Annotated in this window: 17 protein-coding genes; 11 read left to right on the forward strand and 6 right to left on the reverse strand. The window is 65.8% G+C overall.

Annotated features, from left to right (window positions below; translation table 11 throughout):
* The first annotated feature begins 21 nt into the window (after positions 1–21).
* A complete protein-coding gene (locus RAD16_RS35685) occupies positions 22–1,026 on the forward strand; it encodes a hypothetical protein (RefSeq protein WP_458162547.1) in 1,005 nt (334 codons plus the stop codon).
* A gap of 137 nt (positions 1,027–1,163) precedes the next feature.
* Here RAD16_RS35685 and RAD16_RS35690 read toward each other — a convergent pair whose 3' ends face one another.
* Complete coding sequence (locus RAD16_RS35690) at positions 1,164–1,964, reverse strand: hypothetical protein (RefSeq protein ID WP_458162548.1); 801 nt, start codon at positions 1,962–1,964, stop codon at positions 1,164–1,166.
* Positions 1,965–2,347: 383 nt separating this feature from the next.
* Positions 2,348–2,788, reverse strand: a complete 441-nt coding sequence (locus RAD16_RS35695) for a hypothetical protein (protein WP_458162549.1) — start codon at positions 2,786–2,788, stop codon at positions 2,348–2,350.
* Positions 2,789–3,033: 245 nt separating this feature from the next.
* On the opposite strand from RAD16_RS35695, the gene RAD16_RS35700 reads away from it, so the two are divergent.
* Entirely contained in the window at positions 3,034–3,228 is a 195-nt protein-coding gene (locus RAD16_RS35700; RefSeq protein WP_458162550.1) for a hypothetical protein, read from the forward strand.
* A 1,138-nt stretch (positions 3,229–4,366) separates the two neighbouring features.
* Here the strand turns inward: RAD16_RS35700 and RAD16_RS35705 are convergent.
* A complete protein-coding gene (locus RAD16_RS35705) occupies positions 4,367–5,086 on the reverse strand; it encodes a DUF599 domain-containing protein (RefSeq protein ID WP_458162551.1) in 720 nt (239 codons plus the stop codon).
* Positions 5,087–5,310: 224 nt separating this feature from the next.
* Between RAD16_RS35705 and RAD16_RS35710 the strand changes: the two genes are divergently transcribed.
* The 5 genes from RAD16_RS35710 to RAD16_RS35730 all read left to right on the forward strand — a co-directional run bounded on the left by RAD16_RS35710 (position 5,311) and on the right by RAD16_RS35730 (position 8,455).
* Positions 5,311–5,973 (forward strand): glutathione S-transferase family protein, encoded by a 663-nt coding sequence (locus RAD16_RS35710; RefSeq protein WP_458162552.1) that lies wholly within the window; start codon positions 5,311–5,313, stop codon positions 5,971–5,973.
* A gap of 89 nt (positions 5,974–6,062) precedes the next feature.
* Entirely contained in the window at positions 6,063–6,431 is a 369-nt protein-coding gene (locus tag RAD16_RS35715; RefSeq protein ID WP_458162553.1) for a YidB family protein, read from the forward strand.
* Between the two features lie 204 nt (positions 6,432–6,635).
* A complete protein-coding gene (locus RAD16_RS35720; protein ID WP_458162554.1) occupies positions 6,636–6,827 on the forward strand; it encodes a hypothetical protein in 192 nt (63 codons plus the stop codon).
* Between the two features lie 155 nt (positions 6,828–6,982).
* A complete protein-coding gene (locus tag RAD16_RS35725; protein WP_458162555.1) occupies positions 6,983–7,972 on the forward strand; it encodes a hypothetical protein in 990 nt (329 codons plus the stop codon).
* A 42-nt stretch (positions 7,973–8,014) separates the two neighbouring features.
* Positions 8,015–8,455: a DUF1489 family protein gene (locus tag RAD16_RS35730; RefSeq protein ID WP_458162556.1), complete on the forward strand. Its 441-nt coding sequence runs from the start codon at positions 8,015–8,017 to the stop codon at positions 8,453–8,455.
* Between the two features lie 18 nt (positions 8,456–8,473).
* Here RAD16_RS35730 and panC read toward each other — a convergent pair whose 3' ends face one another.
* Positions 8,474–9,325, reverse strand: a complete 852-nt coding sequence (gene panC, locus RAD16_RS35735; protein ID WP_458162557.1) for a pantoate--beta-alanine ligase — start codon at positions 9,323–9,325, stop codon at positions 8,474–8,476.
* A gap of 281 nt (positions 9,326–9,606) precedes the next feature.
* Here panC and RAD16_RS35740 point away from each other — a divergent pair, with 281 nt between their 5' ends.
* The 3 genes from RAD16_RS35740 to RAD16_RS35750 all read left to right on the forward strand — a co-directional run bounded on the left by RAD16_RS35740 (position 9,607) and on the right by RAD16_RS35750 (position 12,616).
* A complete protein-coding gene (locus tag RAD16_RS35740; RefSeq protein WP_458162558.1) occupies positions 9,607–10,530 on the forward strand; it encodes a division plane positioning ATPase MipZ in 924 nt (307 codons plus the stop codon).
* 343 nt (positions 10,531–10,873) lie between these two features.
* Positions 10,874–11,734 carry an alpha/beta fold hydrolase gene (locus tag RAD16_RS35745; RefSeq protein WP_458162559.1) on the forward strand — a complete coding sequence of 287 codons (861 nt, stop codon included), beginning with the start codon at positions 10,874–10,876 and terminating at the stop codon, positions 11,732–11,734.
* Positions 11,735–11,866: 132 nt separating this feature from the next.
* Positions 11,867–12,616, forward strand: coding sequence for a VWA domain-containing protein (locus RAD16_RS35750; RefSeq protein ID WP_458162560.1), 750 nt, complete (start codon positions 11,867–11,869; stop codon positions 12,614–12,616).
* A 4-nt stretch (positions 12,617–12,620) separates the two neighbouring features.
* Here the strand turns inward: RAD16_RS35750 and tehA are convergent, their stop codons facing one another.
* Entirely contained in the window at positions 12,621–13,610 is a 990-nt protein-coding gene (gene tehA / locus RAD16_RS35755) for a dicarboxylate transporter/tellurite-resistance protein TehA (RefSeq protein WP_458162561.1), read from the reverse strand.
* A 179-nt stretch (positions 13,611–13,789) separates the two neighbouring features.
* On the opposite strand from tehA, the gene RAD16_RS35760 reads away from it, so the two are divergent.
* The gene (locus tag RAD16_RS35760) at positions 13,790–14,515 is read left to right on the forward strand and encodes a DnaJ domain-containing protein (RefSeq protein ID WP_458162562.1); all 726 of its coding nucleotides are present in this window, start codon (positions 13,790–13,792) and stop codon (positions 14,513–14,515) included.
* A 218-nt stretch (positions 14,516–14,733) separates the two neighbouring features.
* Here the strand turns inward: RAD16_RS35760 and RAD16_RS35765 are convergent, their stop codons facing one another.
* Positions 14,734–16,575, reverse strand: coding sequence for a serine hydrolase (locus RAD16_RS35765; RefSeq protein ID WP_458162563.1), 1,842 nt, complete (start codon positions 16,573–16,575; stop codon positions 14,734–14,736).
* Between the last annotated feature and the right edge of the window lie 48 nt (positions 16,576–16,623).

Here is a 16,623-nt window from a genome sequence, read left to right on the forward strand (position 1 = left end):
GCGGCAACCCAAGATCGGGCGATGGAACTGCGGAAGATCATACGGACGGACATTGCAGCGTCGGCGATCGCGCATCTGACGCTGGTGGCGCTGATCATCGTGATCAGCGAAGTCCATCCGTTCCGCAGCCAGGCGCCGGAAACCGTGACGGTCGACATCGTCACGCCGGAGCAGGTGAAGGAGCAGGAGACCAAGGCGGAGGAGGCCGCAAAGGAGAAGTTGCCGGAGCCGATGCCGACCCCTGAGCTGAGACTGCCGAAGCTGGATTTCTCCGACAAGGCGGAGGCCGCGCAGAAGCCGGCCGCCAAGCAGCAGGCCACACCGCCATCGTCGCAGCAGAAAGCCTCGTCCGAGCCGCCGGCGCAGCAGAAACAGCCGCAGCCACAACCGCAGCCCTCACAAGCGCCAAAGCAACACGAGGCCGCGGCACAGTCCCAGCCGCCGCAACCACAGGCTCCGCAGCAACAGCCTCCGCCGCCCCAGCCGCAGCCATCGCAATTTCCGCCGCAACAGCCACCGCCGCAGTCGCAGGCTCAGCCTGCGCCGCAGCCGCCACCAGCGGCGCCGGAGCCGCAGGCTGCGCTTCCGGCCTATCTTCCTCCCGAGCCCGATGTCACCGTCAAATACGGCGTCATGCTGGGCCTGCCGCCTGAATTGCCCCTCGAACCGAAAGACGCGCCCAAGGACGACGGCGGCGACGCCAAGGATTCGGTGTCAGCCAAGCTGCCGGCCGAGGTCATCGCCTCACTTCGCCGTCATTTGAGAAGCTGCTCAAAGCTGCCGGCTGGAGTCGATCCGGCCGACACCGTCCGTATCAAGCTGCGCACGGTGTTCGCCACCGACGGCACGCTGGCGCGCCCGCCGATCCTGATCGAAGCCCCGCCGTCGGCGAAGGGCGTGGCCATCGTGAAATCCGCGATGAGCGCGCTGCAGGCCTGCCAGCCCTACAAGATGCTGCCGCCCGGCCTGTACGAGGAGTGGAAGGTGCTGGACCTGGCATTCAGCCCGCGGGATTTCGGCGGGTAGTTCGTAGCCCGGATGGAGCGAAGCGTAATCCGGGACCGTTATTGTCTGTAGGATGGGTAGAGCGAAGCGAAACCCATCATGCCTTACCCGGCGCGCATTCGATGGGTTTCGCTTCGCTCTACCCATCCTGCGATTTGCTACAGGCGACGCGCTTCGTCCGCGAGCCAGGTGAACGCCGCCAGAATTCCCGGCAGTTGCAGGTCATGGCGAAGCTTGCCGGATGCCGGCATCAGCCGATGGTCCACCGCGACGCCGACGCCGCGCAGCGCCTCGACATAGGCGGTCTGAACCGAGGCTGAGACGCGCTGGTCGTGCGGGTCGGTCAGCACGATGATCTCTCGCGGGGGATGGCGCGCCACATCAGCGACATGATCGATCGGGTCGAGGAAGTCGCTGTGGCCGGTGATGTCGGCGGTCCAGCCGTTCTCGCGGTTGCGCTGCGCCACCGCGGTGTTGCCCGAGGTGATCACCGCGCAGCCGATGTCGTCGCGCCGCGCGATCAAGGCGGCCACGAGATGACCCCCGCCGGACTGGCCGACGAGATTGAGGCGACGCCAGCCGAAATGCGCCTTGAGCCTGGTGAGCGCCGCATCGACCAGCGCGACCTCGCGCGGCCGCCGCCGGTCGAGATGATGGCCGGAGGAGCCCAGGATGCCAGGACGCGCCAGGTGGATATAGGGGCGATGGAAACTGGCGCTGAGCTGCTCGGTCAGGGCTTGCACGTCGTAGGCGGTCGCTGCAACGTACCACTCGTTGGCTACGACGCCGTCGTCGCGCTTCTCCACGGCATCGCCGCGCAGGAAGATGACGGGATCGGCCGGCGCACCTTCGGGTGCGGCACCATAGAAGGCGAGAACGTCGGGCTTGCCGTCGACCTCGACCCGGACGCGCCCCGGACCGTCGCCATCGGATGCGGCACACTCAACGCCGCGGACCATGTCGGCCCCGGAAAAAGGGGTGGTCGGCAGATCTGCTAGGACTGGAAATCTGATCATTCTTCCAGTTGCGCCCAATCTCTCCTTCAATGTCAAGTAACGCCCGTGAAATCCGGAGCGCCGCACGCGGCGGCGCGTCATACGAGCGTCATGGTCTAGGATCGTCCGGTCCGCGGCTTCAGCCATGCCATGATCACGCCATACGGCGTTCGCCGGCTGCGTGGCAGGCTGTGTCGTTCGGCTGCGCTTCGCGCAAAGGCGTGCGCCTGCTCGGCGGACCGTCTCCGCTCCGGCGCAAGCGACATCCACTCGCGAATGACGGCGCGTCGTATCTTCGATGTCAGCATGATCGGCTCTTCGAGGTATTGTGGCGGATGCGCGCGGGCTCACGCGGCCTGCTGGACGGGGAGGGCCTGCGACCGTCGCGCCAGCAGCACGCTGCCGCAAGGATGCTCGGTGCCTCGCAGAACCACGAAGCCGCGCTTCGTCACTGCGGCACACAGGGCTTCCTTCGCCGCCGCCTTTTGCGCATCGAGCCAGATCACCAGCACGGCGCGGGGGGTGAGGAAATCGTCGAGCCAATGCATCGTCGCATCGAGCGCGTGAAGCGTGCGCCGCCGCCAATCCACGAGCGCGACGTCATACTGACCGGCCGGGAGGCCGCAATTGCCGGCGGACGCCGCCAGCAGATATCCGCGACGATGCAGCTCCACCATCAATTCCATGCTCTTTGTCCCGACCACGACGATGTGCTGTCGCGTCGAGCAGTTTGCGATGGCCATCATCGGATCGATGATCCTGTCGCTGACCCCTGAGTTCGACATCATTCCACCCGTTCGCTGCGCCGCGCGAGCTTGCGCGACGCAGCGGATATGGTGCCGGATGCCGTAGGATTTCGAGATTGGCGCGGGCGCGATGCCATAGGATCGGCATAGGCCCGGCTTCGGCGGCGCACTCCCGGCAATCTATGCCGCGCCTAGAAACCGGCGATTCGATCCCCATCGAATTCAAATGTCGCCAGCGCCATTGTTGCGGCCCGCGCTTGCTATCGCGCCTTGCCTGGAGACTGCAAATGTCCGCCTATCGTGCATTGATCGTGGGCCTACACGATCGTCCGATCAGAATGATCCACATGGATTGCGCCGACGACGAGGCCGCGATCGTCTCCGCGGAGAGGCTCGTCGACGGCCGTGACGTGGAGCTCTGGCAGATGGACCGGCCTGTGGCCAGGTTCGATTGCCGGTCAGGGACGATGCGCAGGAAGTGAGGATATCGCGCTGCGGGCTTCATTGCGGGAGCGTTTCGCGTTGCTGCGGCCCGTAGCCCGGGTGAGCGTAGCGATACCCGGGACCGCTGTCGCTTGTGGCAAGACCCCGGATGTCGCTTCGCTCATCCGGGCTACGAGATCTTGCCCGACGGGCAAAACATCCCGCGACGCTGTCAATCCGCCCGCGCGAAAATATTCCACTTTACCGAAATTCGGAAATGGCGTATGTGTCCACCCATCCCGGCTCATCCTTGAGGGGCGATCGTGTGGTCGTCATTTTCGCGAGCCGGGCTTGCGGTGGACGCCGCGCGAGAGGATTGGGCAGGGCGGATTGCTCTCCGTGAGCCCAAAACTCCGTGCCGACGAGCGGCGCTGTCAGGGTTCGTTTCGCCAGTAAGTTTCCGGCTCCGTCGACAGGGTCGGGAAAACTGCGGCGAGGAGCGAGCCGTGCGTACGGCAAAACCGTGTGGTCCTGGCCGTCGTTGCTACGGTCAAGCTTTCGTGGATGCGGCATTCGCGTCAACCGGCGCGGTGCCGGCGACTTTCGCGAAGGTGAGGGAGGCCAAAGGGAACTCGGCTCCCGGGAGAGCACGACATAAGCTGTCCAACCATCGCGCAGGGAAGGCCGTGTGTTGGGCTTCACCTGTACGCTGCTGTGCGGTTTTCCTGCGCTACAACTTCGCGCAGCGGACCGCGGGTGCCAGCCGGCACCCGGCCTTCCCTGCGCCCTCTTGGTTGAGCGGGCGGAGTGACCAAGCAAAGCTCGGGCGAATTGCGCCGCGAGAACGCGAAGGCGTGTCTGCGATTCAATATGCGAACCGGAAGAACGAAGCCGTTGCCACAGACGCCGTCCTTGCGAGGAGCGAAGCGACGAAGCAATCCAGAGTCTTTCCGCAGAGGGATTCTGGATCGCTTCCGCCTTCGCCAAAGGCTTCGGCGGACAAGTCGTTGCGCTCGCAATGACGATGTGGAGATGGATGTGCGCCTCACTCCGCTCGCGTGCCCCGGACGCAGCGCAGCGTCACTTCGACGGAGCGCTGCAGAGCGGGGGCCCATCTCTCCGAGCAGTCCGCGTGGCTTGGGTCCCGGCTCTGCGAAGCAGCGCTTCGCGCTGCATCGCGTCCGGGACACGAGTGGCTCAATGACCGCGCTTCTTCATCGCCGTATCGCCATCCACCACCTCCGGCGCCATCGCGGCCCATGCATTGGATGCGAATTGGCGGCGCCAGGTCACCACCACGACCGCTGCCGTGGTCACGAACAGCACCCAGGGGCTGACGAACCAGCCGAGATAGCCGAGCGCGAAGAAGAAGGCGCGCTGGCCGCGGTTGAAATGGCGGCCGGCGGATTCGAACAGGCGCGTGGTGCGGATGACATGGGCTTCGGCCGCCGGCGTGTCGCGCTGGCTCGCCGGAGGCATGCCGCCGAACAGGATCGCGACATAGTTGAACAGGCGATAGGACCAGGCGAACTTGAAGAAGGCGTAGACGCAGATCAGCACGAGCCCGACGCATTTCAGCTCCCACATCGCGGGCGAGGTGCTGAGGTCGACCGGCAGCTTGCTCAGGATCGTGATGGCGTCGTTGGTGGCATGCAGCAGCGCCAGCGCGCCGCCGAGCGCGAACAGGCTGGTGGAGGCAAAGAAGGCGGTGCCGTTCTGGAGCGAGGCCATGATCTGCATGTCGACCATGCGCGCGTCGCGATCGAGCAGCCGGCGCACCCAGACCTCGCGATAGCGGTTCATGCGCGCCGACAGGCTGTCGCGGCCATAGGCCGAGTGCTCCAGCGTCAGGGCGTAGGCCAGCCATTCGATGATGAAGAAGCCGACGGCGGTGATGTCGACCCAGTGCCTGCTCATGTCTTGGCTCCTAAAGCATGATCCGGAAAAGTGCGCAGCGGTTTTCCGAAAAAGATCATGCTCAAACAACAACCTAAAGCGCGATGACGATTCATCCAAATCTCGTCGCGCTTTAGAGGGATCGCAACGATTGCCACGCATGTCCCGGTGCGGCAACGATTGATTGGCGGCAGGCGATGGCGCTAAAAGCAGCCGCATCAGACGGACTCGGAAGGACCAGTGACATGGCTGCTCTAAAACTCGCCATCGGCAACAAGAACTACTCGTCATGGTCGATGCGGCCCTGGCTTGCGCTGCGCGCCAACGACATCCCGTTCGTGGAGACGCTGATTCCGCTCTACACCGACAATCCCGCCGACAAGGACCAGATCCTGTCCTTCAGCCGCGCCGGCAAGGTGCCGGTGCTGGTCGACGGCGACGTCACCGTGTGGGATTCGCTCGCCATCATCGAATACATCGCCGAGCGCTACCCCGAGAAGAAGCTGTGGCCCGACGATGCGGCGGCCCGTGCCCATGCCCGTTCGGTCTGCGCCGAGATGCATTCCAGCTTCGTGCCGCTGCGCAGCGAATGCGGCATGAACCTGCACCGGCCGATCCGCCCCGTGGCGCTGTCGGCGGATGCGAAAGCCAACGTCGCACGCATCGAGGAGATCTGGCGCGAGTGCCGGGCGCGCTACGGCGCCAAGGGCCCATTCCTGTTCGGCCGCTTCGGCGCTGCGGACGCCATGTACGCGCCGGTCGTGCACCGCTTCCGCACCTATGCGATCGACGTCGCGCCGGACACGAAAGCCTACATGGAGACCATGCTGGCGCTGCCGGCGTTCCAGGAATGGACCCGCGAGGGGCTTGCCGAGACGCTTGTCATCGCAAAGTTCGAGGACGCCTAACCCGCGAATGTGATCGTGCGCCGCTTGACGATGAGCAAGCCGGCGGCGCTCAATCGCGCTGGAGCTACGGCTTGGGAGAGGGCACGGCCATGGGATTCCTGGACTCGCTGGAAAACAACCCCGCGCTCCGCAGCGCGCTCAGCCAGCTCGGCGCCGCCGTGTTGCCGGCCGTGCTGAACGAGGTGCTCGGCAGCAGCAATCAGGGCGGCCTCAGCGCGATCGTCGCCAAGCTCCAGCAGGCGGGCTTCGGTGACCAGGTCAAATCCTGGCTGGGCAACGGCCAGAACCTCCCGATCTCGGCCGACCAGCTCCGCGCCGTGCTCGGCAGCGACACCGTCCGCCAGCTCGCGGCGCGCTACAACATCCCGGTCGACCAGCTCGGTCAGATCCTAGCCCAGGAGCTGCCCAAGGCCGTCGACCACGCGAGCCCCGACGGCCATTTGCCCCATACCGCCTGAGGGAACGGTTCCGGCGGCATCCCCGGCGCCTCGGTTCCCCAGCTATCGTCCTGAAAACATTGCGGGATCGTCACATTTGCCATGCCTGTATACTGCTGGCCAAAACGCCGCATCGCGTGCTATAGGTCGGTTCGGGTTTTCAGCCGGTCCTTCGCAGTGGGACCCTGGGCAAGGCCGGCGCTGTTTGAGTGATGGAGATGGGCGTTGAAGCATAAATTCCCCGTGGGAACGCGCGTATTGTTCACTGCCAGCAACATCGCGCGCCCGGCGGCGAGCGGCGCGTACGAGGTCATCCGCCTGCTGCCGACGGATGGCGACGACTGCCAGTATCGCATCAAGAGCTCGACCGAAGCTTTCGAGCGCGTCGCCAAGGAAAGCCAGCTCGCGCTGTCCTGAGGCCGATGCGCTCACGCATTGGCGTCGCAAACGAATTTGTATTTCACGCCGTCAAAAGGCCCGCTTCACCTTCACAAGGTGAGGCGGGGGCAGTTGCCGACTCGCGGTGCTCGCTTTGACCATTCGCTCGCAGCTCGCGTGAGGGGACGTCGCGCATGAACTGGGCATGGGCCTCTTCGCTCGACCAAATCTGGAGCTCGTCGGCTTTCCCGATGTGGATGACGCTGGCGGCTGCCGGCTTCTTCGGATTGATCCTGCTGATGACGCTGCTGCGTGCCGAGAGATCAGTCGCCAACGGCGCGCTGACCGTCATCACGCTGCTTGCGATTGCCATCGCGGTGGCCGCTACCGTACGCGACTACGGACCGGCGGGGCAGGCGGCGCCAGCCGAGGCGCGCGCGCAGGCTGCGGTGACCGCAAGCCTGCCGGCGCTGTCATGCCTCGACGATCTCGCCGGTGATGCCGTTGCGATTGGCTGCGAGAAGGCGCTGTTCGGTGCGCCCGACACGGCGGCCGCGGCCGTTGCCTACACGGCCGCGAGGATCGACCGGCTGACCGCGCTCGGCGATGCCGCGAGCGCCGAGAAGAGCCTCACGCTGGACATGAAGGTGCTGCGCAAATCACTCGAGCGCGATCGCTACGGCCTCGTCGCGCAGGTGCTGGTTGCCCGCAACGGCTGCACGCAGTTCGAATGCGCCGCCTTCCGCTCGCTGACCGATCAGCAGCAGGTCGCCGCCAACATGGATTCCCATCTCTACGATCAGCTGGTCGCGCGCTACGCGCCGACCTGGAACGCGCCCGCAGGGCCGGCTGCGACCGCGGCCATCCCGATGACGGGTGCGCTTGCCGGGCTGCCGCCGTCGATGCCGACGGGCAAGCCGACCAATGCGGAGTTCCCGAGCGCGTCGTCGACGCCAGCGGTGAGCATCATGAATCCGGAGCCGGCCGCTCGCCAGGCCCCGGCCGCCAACGCAGCGCCGCGTGCACCTGCAGCAGCGACCTCGGCGCAGGCTGCGGCTCCCGCGCCGGCCGCCAAGAAGCCGCCGGCCCCCAAGGCCGCGCGCGCGCCTGCACCGGTTCCGCTCGCGCCGCCGCCGGCCGCGGCACCGGCAGCTCCAGCTGCTCCGGCTGCGGATAACCAGTAGATCGGCATTCCAAATGCGCGGCCGCCCGGCTAATGCTGGGCCATGCCACTCCATCTGATCAAGCTCGCCGTCGGCTGCGACTCCGTCAAGGAATTGAAGGAGTGGGTGGCCGAACGGATGCAGACCGCCAAGAAGAAGGGTCTGCCGCAACATCACATCCACATCACGCGCATGGTCCCCAAGCGCGACGCCGAGATCCTGTCGGGCGGGTCGCTCTACTGGGTGATCAAGGGCGAGATCGCCGCGCGCGAAAAGATCATCGGCATCGAGCCGTTCCGAGACAAGGACGGCATCGGGCGCTGCCGGATCGTGATGCAGCCGAAGGTGATCTCGGTGTCGCCGCGGCCGATGCGCCCGTTCCAGGGCTGGCGCTATCTCACCGACGATTCCGTGCCGGCCGATCTCGGCAAATCTGCCGCCGGCTCGATCGCGGCGATGCCCGAGCCGATGCGCCGCGAACTGCGCGACCTCGGACTGCTCTGACCGATCCGGGCTTGGCGGTTACACCGCCATATTGTCGATCAGCCTTGTGGTGCCGAGCTTGGCCGCGACCAGGATCCGCAGCGGCCCGTCCTTGCGCGAGGCGACCTGTGCCAGCGTCTCGGCGTGGCGGACCTCGAAATAGTCGAGCGCGAAACCGGCCGCCGTGATCGTCTCGGCGCCGCGGGCCATTGCCGGCGCGATGGCTTCGCCCGCCTTGATCCGCGCCGCGCTGTCCTTCATCGCGCGGTAGAGGACGGTGGCAGTCTGGCGCTCCGTTTCCGAGAGGTAGACGTTGCGCGAGGACATCGCGAGCCCGTCGCGCTCGCGCACGGTGCGGGAGCCGATCACCTTCACGCCAAGGTCGAGATCCCTGGCCATCTGCGTCACCACGCGCAATTGCTGAAAGTCCTTCTCGCCGAAGATCGCAAAATCCGGCCGGCACTGCGTGAACAGCTTGCCGACCACGGTGGCGACGCCGCCGAAGAAATGCGGGCGGAAGCGGTCCTCGAGACCGGCCAGCGCCGGTCCCTCCGGCACGATGCGAGTCGCAAAGCCGTCCGGGTACATCGCCTCGACGCCGGGGTGCCAGACGATGTCGACGTCCTCGGCCGCGAGCTTGGCGATGTCGGACTTCCAGGTGCGCGGATAGGCGCCAAAGTCTTCGGTCGGAGCGAACTGGGTCGGGTTGACGAAGATCGACACCACGACGCGGCTGGCGCGCTGCTTGGCGAGGCGCACCAGCGACACATGCCCGTCATGGAGCGCCCCCATGGTCGGGACCAGCGCGACCGTGGCCTTTCGCTTGCGAAGATTGTCGACGGTGCGTCGCAGAGTGGGGACCGTGCGGGCGATCAAGGGGCTTCGTGACATCGGCACTCGACAAGGTTGGGAATGGGAAGCAGGCGCGTCCCGGCGCCCGGCTAACCCTAACAAGCGGCGGTCGTGGACGCCATGCATCTGGATGCGGCACAGCATCCCGCGTCGAGTCGCGCGCGATGTCGCGACATTGTGGGGTGGATCACAGACGGCAGAACGCGCCGCGATTCATGATGAAGCAGGGCGCTGTGCGAATTGCATTTGCTGTCACGCATTTCACTTGACCGCAGCCGCGGTCAACTCGAAGATGTTCGTCAGGGGTGTTGAGGATCGCGATGCTTGTGCAGGCTAGCCAAGGCCAATCCGGCTCGGCGCACGTCGTTGTGCTTGGTAACGAGAAGGGCGGCTCCGGCAAATCCACTACCGCCTTGCACATCGCGGTCGCGCTCCTGAAAGCTGGTCAGCGCGTCGCCACCATCGACCTCGACTGCCGCCAGCAGAGCTTCACTCACTACATCAACAACCGCGCCGCCTGGGCCAGACGCACCAAGCTCGACCTCGAGCTGCCGGTGCATCGCTGCATCAAGCTCGGCGAGACCATGCAGATCGCCGAGAACGAGAATTCCGAGTTCCTTCAATTCATGGAGGCGGTCTCCGCGGTCGAGAGCAGCTTCGACTTCATCGTCATCGACACGCCCGGCACCGACAGCTACCTGATGCGGCTCGCCCACTCGATGGCCGACACGCTGGTTACCCCGATCAACGACAGCTTTCTCGACTTCGCCGTGCTCGGCACGGTCGATCCCGCCAACTACGCGGTGACGGGCGAGAGCCACTATGCGGAGATGGTGCGAGACACTCGCCGCAAGCGCCGCCAGCTCGACGGCTCGACCACCGACTGGATCGTGGTGCGCAACCGCCTGTCGATGCTCGGCTCCCGCAACAAGCAATTGGTCGCCGATGGCTTGAAGGATCTCTCGCTGCGACTCGGCTTCCGTTATGTCGACGGCTTCGCCGAACGCGTCGTCTACCGCGAATTCTTCCCGCGTGGCCTGACCGCGCTGGACGAGATCGACGAGGCCACCCTCGGCATGCGGCCCAATCTCGGCCATCTGACCGCGCGGGAGGAGGTGACGAGCCTGCTCCGCCAGCTCAAGCTGCCGCTCGACGAGCGTGGCCGCCGACGTGCGGCAAATCGCGCCGAATGGTTCAGCCAGGTCGACAAGCCGCTCGAGGTTCACGATATCCTCGGCGCCTGACGCGGCGGTATTTTGCTACTTTCAGTCGATCAAAGGGGCCGGTTCCCGCGGGAACTGTGCTCGGCTTCGGCCGTTTTCATCTCGCGTTACTGCGAAATTGAACCCAATTAAGACCGGTTGCGTCCGATGGTGGCCTACACCCTGACGTAGCCACATGAGAAAGGGCTGCCCAAGAAACGTGTGCGACGCACAATGAAAGGGCTGCCGGTTCACAATATTTGGCCTTCCTGTCACGCGCCTGTGACATATATTAGGGAATAGGCGACAAGGGGCCAAAGAGCCCCGGAAGAACACGATTTTCAACAGGGATTCAGGCCGAAAGAGCCTGAGGCTGAGGACGAAAATGAAGCGTGGAATTGCCGTTCTGGTTTCGGTCAGTGCCCTCTGCGGCGTCGCCTATTTTACGGCGAGCAAGTGGGCGATCAAACACGAGACCATCACCTTCTACGATGCTTCGCGCGACAATCGCCCCGTGCCTGTCGACATCGCGGTCCGTCGCGACAAGGAAATGCAGGCCAATGCCGGCATGATCACGCTTCCGGTCGCGGTGATCAATCACGGCAACACGGTCAAGAATACCGAGTACGGATTCCTCGCAAACATCTTCGCTGCGCGCGGCTACATGGTTGTGAGCCCGCAGCATGACCTGCCGACCGATCCTCCGATGGTGACCAAGCCCGGCGAGCTCTATGTCGGCCGCCTGCCGCAGATCCTGCGCGGTGTCGCCAACATTCATCTCGCCATGCAGGAGATGAAGAAGGTTCAGCCCAACGCCGACTACGACAAGGTGACGATGGTTGGCCACTCCATGGGCGGTGACATCACCATGTATTTCGCCAAGCAGTATCCGGACGAGGTCAAGAAGGTCGTCACGCTCGACAATCTGCGCGTGCCCTTCGTCACGGCCGGCAAGTTCAAGATCCTGTCGTTCCGCTCGCAGGACCCGCAGTTCAAGACCGACGCGGGCGTGATCCCGACCGACGAGGAGTGCGAGAAGGCCGGCATCCAGGTGGTGAAGACCGAATTCCAGCACAACGACATGCGCGACACCGGTCCGGATGCCGCCAAGAACTCGATCCAGGGCATGCTCGACAAGTTCCTGAGCGCGACTGACAGCGAGATCGGACCGGTCGACACGCAATCGGCCCCGCCCAAGGTTCTCGAGCCGGGTCCGGTTGCCCTGATGGGGCCGGCCAAGAGCTAGAGCTGACGTCCTTCAGATAGACGGTATCGACTTTCAAAACCTCCGCCGGCGTCCGCCAGCGGAGGCTTTGCACATTGACCAGGCCCCGCGCGCTGACCACATTAGCCGCACACGCAAGGTCAAGAGCACCGGATGTCGGGCGAACCCATCAAGCCGCGTGGTGGCGATGCCGTCTCGGCGCAAGCAGACGGCACGCTGCCGCAAGCCAGGACGTCGACCTCGGAAGACATCGCCGCCTTCGTTGCGAAAGCGCGCGCGCTGTCGCCGCATGCGCCCGGTGCCAAGGGCCGGCTGATCTTCGCGCTGGATGCGACGATGAGCCGGCAGCCAACCTGGGACATGGCCTGCGCGCTCCAGGCCGACATGTTCCGCGAGACCGCGGCGCTCGGCAGTCTCGACATCCGGCTCGTCTACTATCGCGGCCACAACGAGTGCCGCGCCACGGGGTGGATCTCCGACAGCGCCAGGCTCGCGACGCTGATGAGCAAGATCGATTGCCGCGGCGGAGACACCCAGATCGGCAGGGTGCTCAACGAGGCGCGGCGCGAGGCGGTCGCCTCCGGTGTGCGGGCCGTCGTCTTCGTCGGCGACGCCATGGAGGAGAAGGTCGACGAGCTGTGCGCCAAGGCTGGTGAGCTCGGCATGCTCAAGGTGCCGGTGTTCCTGTTTCAGGAGGGCGACGACCCCGTCGCCGAAAAGGCCTTTCGCGAGATCGCGCGTCTGACCGGCGGAGCCTGGTGCCGGTTCGATCCCGGTGCGGCGGCGCAGCTGCGCGAATTGTTGCGGGCAGCCGCGGCCTACGCTGCCGGCGGCCGCGAGGCGCTGTTGAAACTGGCGAGAAGTGCGAGCGGGGCGGCGAAGCTGATCGGCCAGATGAAGTAGGAGGTCAGGCCGGCGCAGCTTGCGTTGGCGATGGCGCTGCAACCGGCAGCAGGCGTCCTTGCAGGATCAGGCGCAGCGTACCGAGCGCGATCAATCCGACCACGATGTTGGCGGCGGCAAACAGCCACGGCGCGAGCTGCGCGATCGCGCGAGTGTCGCCATGTCCGGCCAAACGGATCGGCGCGATCGCAAGCGCGGTGGCGCCGAAGGTAAAACCCCAATAGGACACCGAGAACGGCTGTTCCATGATCCACGGCAGCAAGCGCAGCAGCAGCAGCGCCATCATCAGGGCGTAGCCGACCAGGATATGCGCGACCATATCGGGCACGCCGCCATTGATCGCGAGATAGGCGACCGCACCGACCGCGGGCGGGGCGAGCTGGATGCCGAGCGTCGGCCGCAGCGCGACCGGAAGCGTCGCGGCGGTGTAGAGTCGGTGCAGCAGCACGGATTCGATCGCGAGCCAGGAAAACAGCGCGACGCCGAAGGCGAGTTGCCCCCAATCGGGATAGCCGAGTGCGGCGGAGACCGCACCAGTGACGAAGCCGCCGGCAACCGTAGGCAGATACAAGACCGGCGTCGTCGCGGTGTGATCGCGGTTGCCGCGCCACAACAGACCCGTGCGCCACAGCGCGAAGCCCAGCGTGAACGCTCCGCCGAGGCCGAACAGGACGATGGCGGCGAGATGCGAATAGAGCTCCGCGGCGATCGCGATCAGCATGCTGGAGACGCCGGCGAGGCCGATGAAGCAGCACTGCACGGGATGGTGGGCTTCGCCGAGCGACTCCGCGCGCGCGAAGATCCAGCGCAGAACGAAGAGGACGAGCAGCAAGGCCCAGACAATCGCAGCGAGCGCGAGCACGGCCTCGCCGATGATCGCCGGCAGATGCCAGACCTGATGTGCGGCACGCCAGGCGTTGCCAAGACCTGCGAGCCCAAGCACGATGCCGAAGAAGGCGGCCGGCACGATCGGCGGCTTGAATCCGTTGCTCATGATCTCCCCCGAGTCCGACCCACAGTCTTACGGTGCTGAAGCGGCTTTCGTTACGGCAGTGCGTGCCGGAATGATCGGTCAGGCGCTTATCGGCAAACGTAAGTCTCGTGTCACCCGTCAATCGGGGTGTCCGGAAAGGACGCCATGCTTTTTGACAAGAGGGCGCCTATATTCCGGCCATGACCCTGATCGCCGGCGCCGTCGCCATCATCACGCTTTATCTGCTGCTCCAGATGTTCCGCTCGGCCAATCCGGCGGTGCTGGCGCGCACCATCAAGTTCGGCGGCGGCGTGTTGGCGCTGGCGGTTGCGGCCTTCACGGGCCTGCGGGGCGAGCTGGCGGTGGCGATCCCGCTTGGGATCATGGGAGCCGGGCTGCTCGGCTGGACGCCGCTGGCGAACGCGGGCCTTGGTAATATCGGCGGGCTGTTCGGTGGCGGCGCAGCGCCTGCCTCGGGGCAGGCCTCGCGCGTGCGCTCGCAATTCCTCGACATGCGGCTCGACCACGATTCCGGCCGGCTCGGGGGCCAGATCGTCGCCGGGCCTTACGCCGGGCGCGATCTCGACGAATTCGATCTCGCTGGCCTGCTGGCGATGGCTCCGGCGTTCGATGCCGAGAGCGTGGCCTTACTTGAAAGCTATCTGGACCGCCGGTTTCCCGCCTGGCGTCAGAACACGCAGGGCGATGCGGCAGGGGGGCAGCGCCGCACGGCGGCGAGCGGTAAAATGACGGCGGAGGAAGCCTATCAGATCCTTGGCTTGCAGCCGGGAGCGGGGCGCGACGACATCAGCCGGGCGCACAAGTCCCTGATGAAGAAACTCCATCCCGACCAGGGGGGCTCGACGTATCTCGCTGCCCGTGTGAACGAGGCCAAGGATACTCTGCTTCGTACGCATAACGGCTAACTCCGGCACCACGCTACAAACGCCAATCCCGCGTCAGCTCCGTTTGCTCTGTCTGCCGTCGCCCCGATGCCCGCCATTGCCGGCGTGGTCGATCTCTTGAGTAAAAATTTAACCGTAAATTGTTGACGAGAGGTTGTCGCGGAACTGCGCGACCTGCGTCCCCAAAACAAAAATGCCCGCGCAAGGCGCGGGCATTTTGTTCGGAACGATCCGGTGGATCAGTTGCGGACCGTGATGCAGGAGATGTCGGCGCGCTTCAGGGCGCGGCAGACGGCTTCGGCCTGGTCGCGCTCGAGCCCGGCGAAACGGGCGCGGTAGAGCTTGCGATTGTCCTTGGCGACGACCGGCTCGGTGAACGGGTCGGCCTTGCTGAGCAGGCCGCGGGCCGAGCTGCGCGCCGCGTCGATGCGCTGCTGGGCTTCGTTCTCGCTCTCGAGCGCACCGACCTGGACGATCCAGCCGCTGTGGGTGACGGCCGGCTTGGTGGTGGCGCTCATCTGGATCGGCTGCGGCGCCGGATCGGCGGACGCAAGCTTCGGAGCCGGGGCGGGCGCGGCGGCGGTTGCGGCCGGCAGCACGCCGAGGATGCCGTTACCGGTGCCGAAGCCGGCGGGCTGCTTCGGCATCTCGGCGCGGGCGTCGGCCTTCGGGGCTTCCGGCTGGCTCACCATCTCGGGCTTGTTGATGAGATCGGCACGGGCGACGACGGCGCCGGAGGTCTCCGCAACGTCGGAGCGGGCGGCAACCGTGCTCGTGACTTGCGGTGCGACCTGAGCCGGGGCGGCGGAGGCGACCTTCACGGCGCCGGCCTTGACCTGAACGGTCTTGACCCGGACCGGCTTCATCGGCTCGGACGAGCCGGGGATGATCGCGAGCGGCTGGCTCGAGATGACGCCGTTGGTGAGCGGCGCAGGGTCGATCTTGGATTCCGTCGGCCGAACTTCGGGCTTGGCCTCGGGCTTGGGCGGAGCCGGCGGCACGGCGGCCGTCGCGGCCGCAAGCGTCTGCAGGCGCGCAGCGAGGCGCGACGGGGCCGATTCCGCAGCAGGGGCGGCCGCGGCCTGGACCTGCGGAGCGGTGCGGGCCGGGGTATCCGACGCGTCCGCAACCTCGGCAGCGGCGTCAGAGCCGTTGCGCTCGGTGACAGCGGCGACGGTATGGGTGGTCGCGCCCTTCTCGAGGTTCTCCGCGAGCAGGTTGCGCATGATGGCATCGCGCGAGCCGCCGCTGCGGCCGCCGAGCACGACGCCGATCAGGTGACGGTTGCCGCGGCGCATCGAGGTCACGAGGTTGAAACCGGAGGCGCGGGTGTAGCCGGTCTTGATGCCGTCCACGCCCTCGACGCTGCCGAGCAGGTGATTGTGGTTGCGGATCGACTGGCCGCGCCAGTTGAAGGTCGAGGTCGCGAAATAGCGGTAGTAGCGCGGGAAGCGCTCCTGGATGGCGCGGCCGAGCGTGGCCTGGTCGCGCGCGGTGGTGACCTGCTCGTCGTTGGGAAGGCCGTTTGCGTTGCGATAAACCGTCTTGGACATGCCGAGCGAGCGCGCCTTGCGCGTCATCATCGTGGCGAAGTCGTCCTCGTCGCCGGCAATCGCTTCGGCGATGACCACGGCGGCGTCGTTGGCGGAGCGGGTGACGAGACCCTTGATCGCGTCCTCGACGCGAATGGTCTGGCCGGCACGCAGGTTCAGCTTGGTCGGATCCTGATCGGCGGCGTGCTGGGACACCGGCATCTCGGTGTCGAGCTTCATCTTGCCGGACTCGAGGCGCTCGAACAGCAGATAGAGCGTCATGATCTTGGTGAGCGAGGCGGGGTGGCGGATCCCGTCCGGGCTGTTCGACTGAAGCACCGTGCCGGAATTGCCGTCGACGATGATCGACGCGAACTTCGGGCTGGAGCTCTCGGAGACGTCGCGCTGCACCCGGTGGTGCGCGTAATGGCGCCGATGGCGCCGCGCCTCGGCAGCATCAGTGGTGAAGATGACTGCTGTGGTGACCGTAAGAAGCCCGAAAACGCCAACCCGCGCCAAGCGCGAGGAAGACAAGTTTTTACGAAGCATGGAACCCCGTCCCCGTTTCTGACTTGATCACCGGCTCGTGGGGCGAAA

It is taken from the genome of Bradyrhizobium sp. 18BD, assembly GCF_054185225.1.

Coding starts and splice junctions, on each gene's coding strand:
- RAD16_RS35745 (WP_458162559.1), top strand. CDS start 10,874: ATGAAGCGTGGAATTGCCGTTCTGGTTTCGGTCAGTGCCCTCTGCGGC.
- RAD16_RS35700 (WP_458162550.1), top strand. CDS start 3,034: ATGTCCGCCTATCGTGCATTGATCGTGGGCCTACACGATCGTCCGATC.
- panC (WP_458162557.1), bottom strand. CDS start 9,325: ATGTCACGAAGCCCCTTGATCGCCCGCACGGTCCCCACTCTGCGACGC.
- RAD16_RS35690 (WP_458162548.1), bottom strand. CDS start 1,964: ATGGTCCGCGGCGTTGAGTGTGCCGCATCCGATGGCGACGGTCCGGGG.
- RAD16_RS35695 (WP_458162549.1), bottom strand. CDS start 2,788: ATGATGTCGAACTCAGGGGTCAGCGACAGGATCATCGATCCGATGATG.
- RAD16_RS35685 (WP_458162547.1), top strand. CDS start 22: ATGGAACTGCGGAAGATCATACGGACGGACATTGCAGCGTCGGCGATC.
- tehA (WP_458162561.1), bottom strand. CDS start 13,610: ATGAGCAACGGATTCAAGCCGCCGATCGTGCCGGCCGCCTTCTTCGGC.
- RAD16_RS35710 (WP_458162552.1), top strand. CDS start 5,311: ATGGCTGCTCTAAAACTCGCCATCGGCAACAAGAACTACTCGTCATGG.
- RAD16_RS35730 (WP_458162556.1), top strand. CDS start 8,015: ATGCCACTCCATCTGATCAAGCTCGCCGTCGGCTGCGACTCCGTCAAG.
- RAD16_RS35740 (WP_458162558.1), top strand. CDS start 9,607: ATGCTTGTGCAGGCTAGCCAAGGCCAATCCGGCTCGGCGCACGTCGTT.
- RAD16_RS35705 (WP_458162551.1), bottom strand. CDS start 5,086: ATGAGCAGGCACTGGGTCGACATCACCGCCGTCGGCTTCTTCATCATC.
- RAD16_RS35715 (WP_458162553.1), top strand. CDS start 6,063: ATGGGATTCCTGGACTCGCTGGAAAACAACCCCGCGCTCCGCAGCGCG.
- RAD16_RS35765 (WP_458162563.1), bottom strand. CDS start 16,575: ATGCTTCGTAAAAACTTGTCTTCCTCGCGCTTGGCGCGGGTTGGCGTT.
- RAD16_RS35750 (WP_458162560.1), top strand. CDS start 11,867: ATGTCGGGCGAACCCATCAAGCCGCGTGGTGGCGATGCCGTCTCGGCG.
- RAD16_RS35760 (WP_458162562.1), top strand. CDS start 13,790: ATGACCCTGATCGCCGGCGCCGTCGCCATCATCACGCTTTATCTGCTG.
- RAD16_RS35725 (WP_458162555.1), top strand. CDS start 6,983: ATGAACTGGGCATGGGCCTCTTCGCTCGACCAAATCTGGAGCTCGTCG.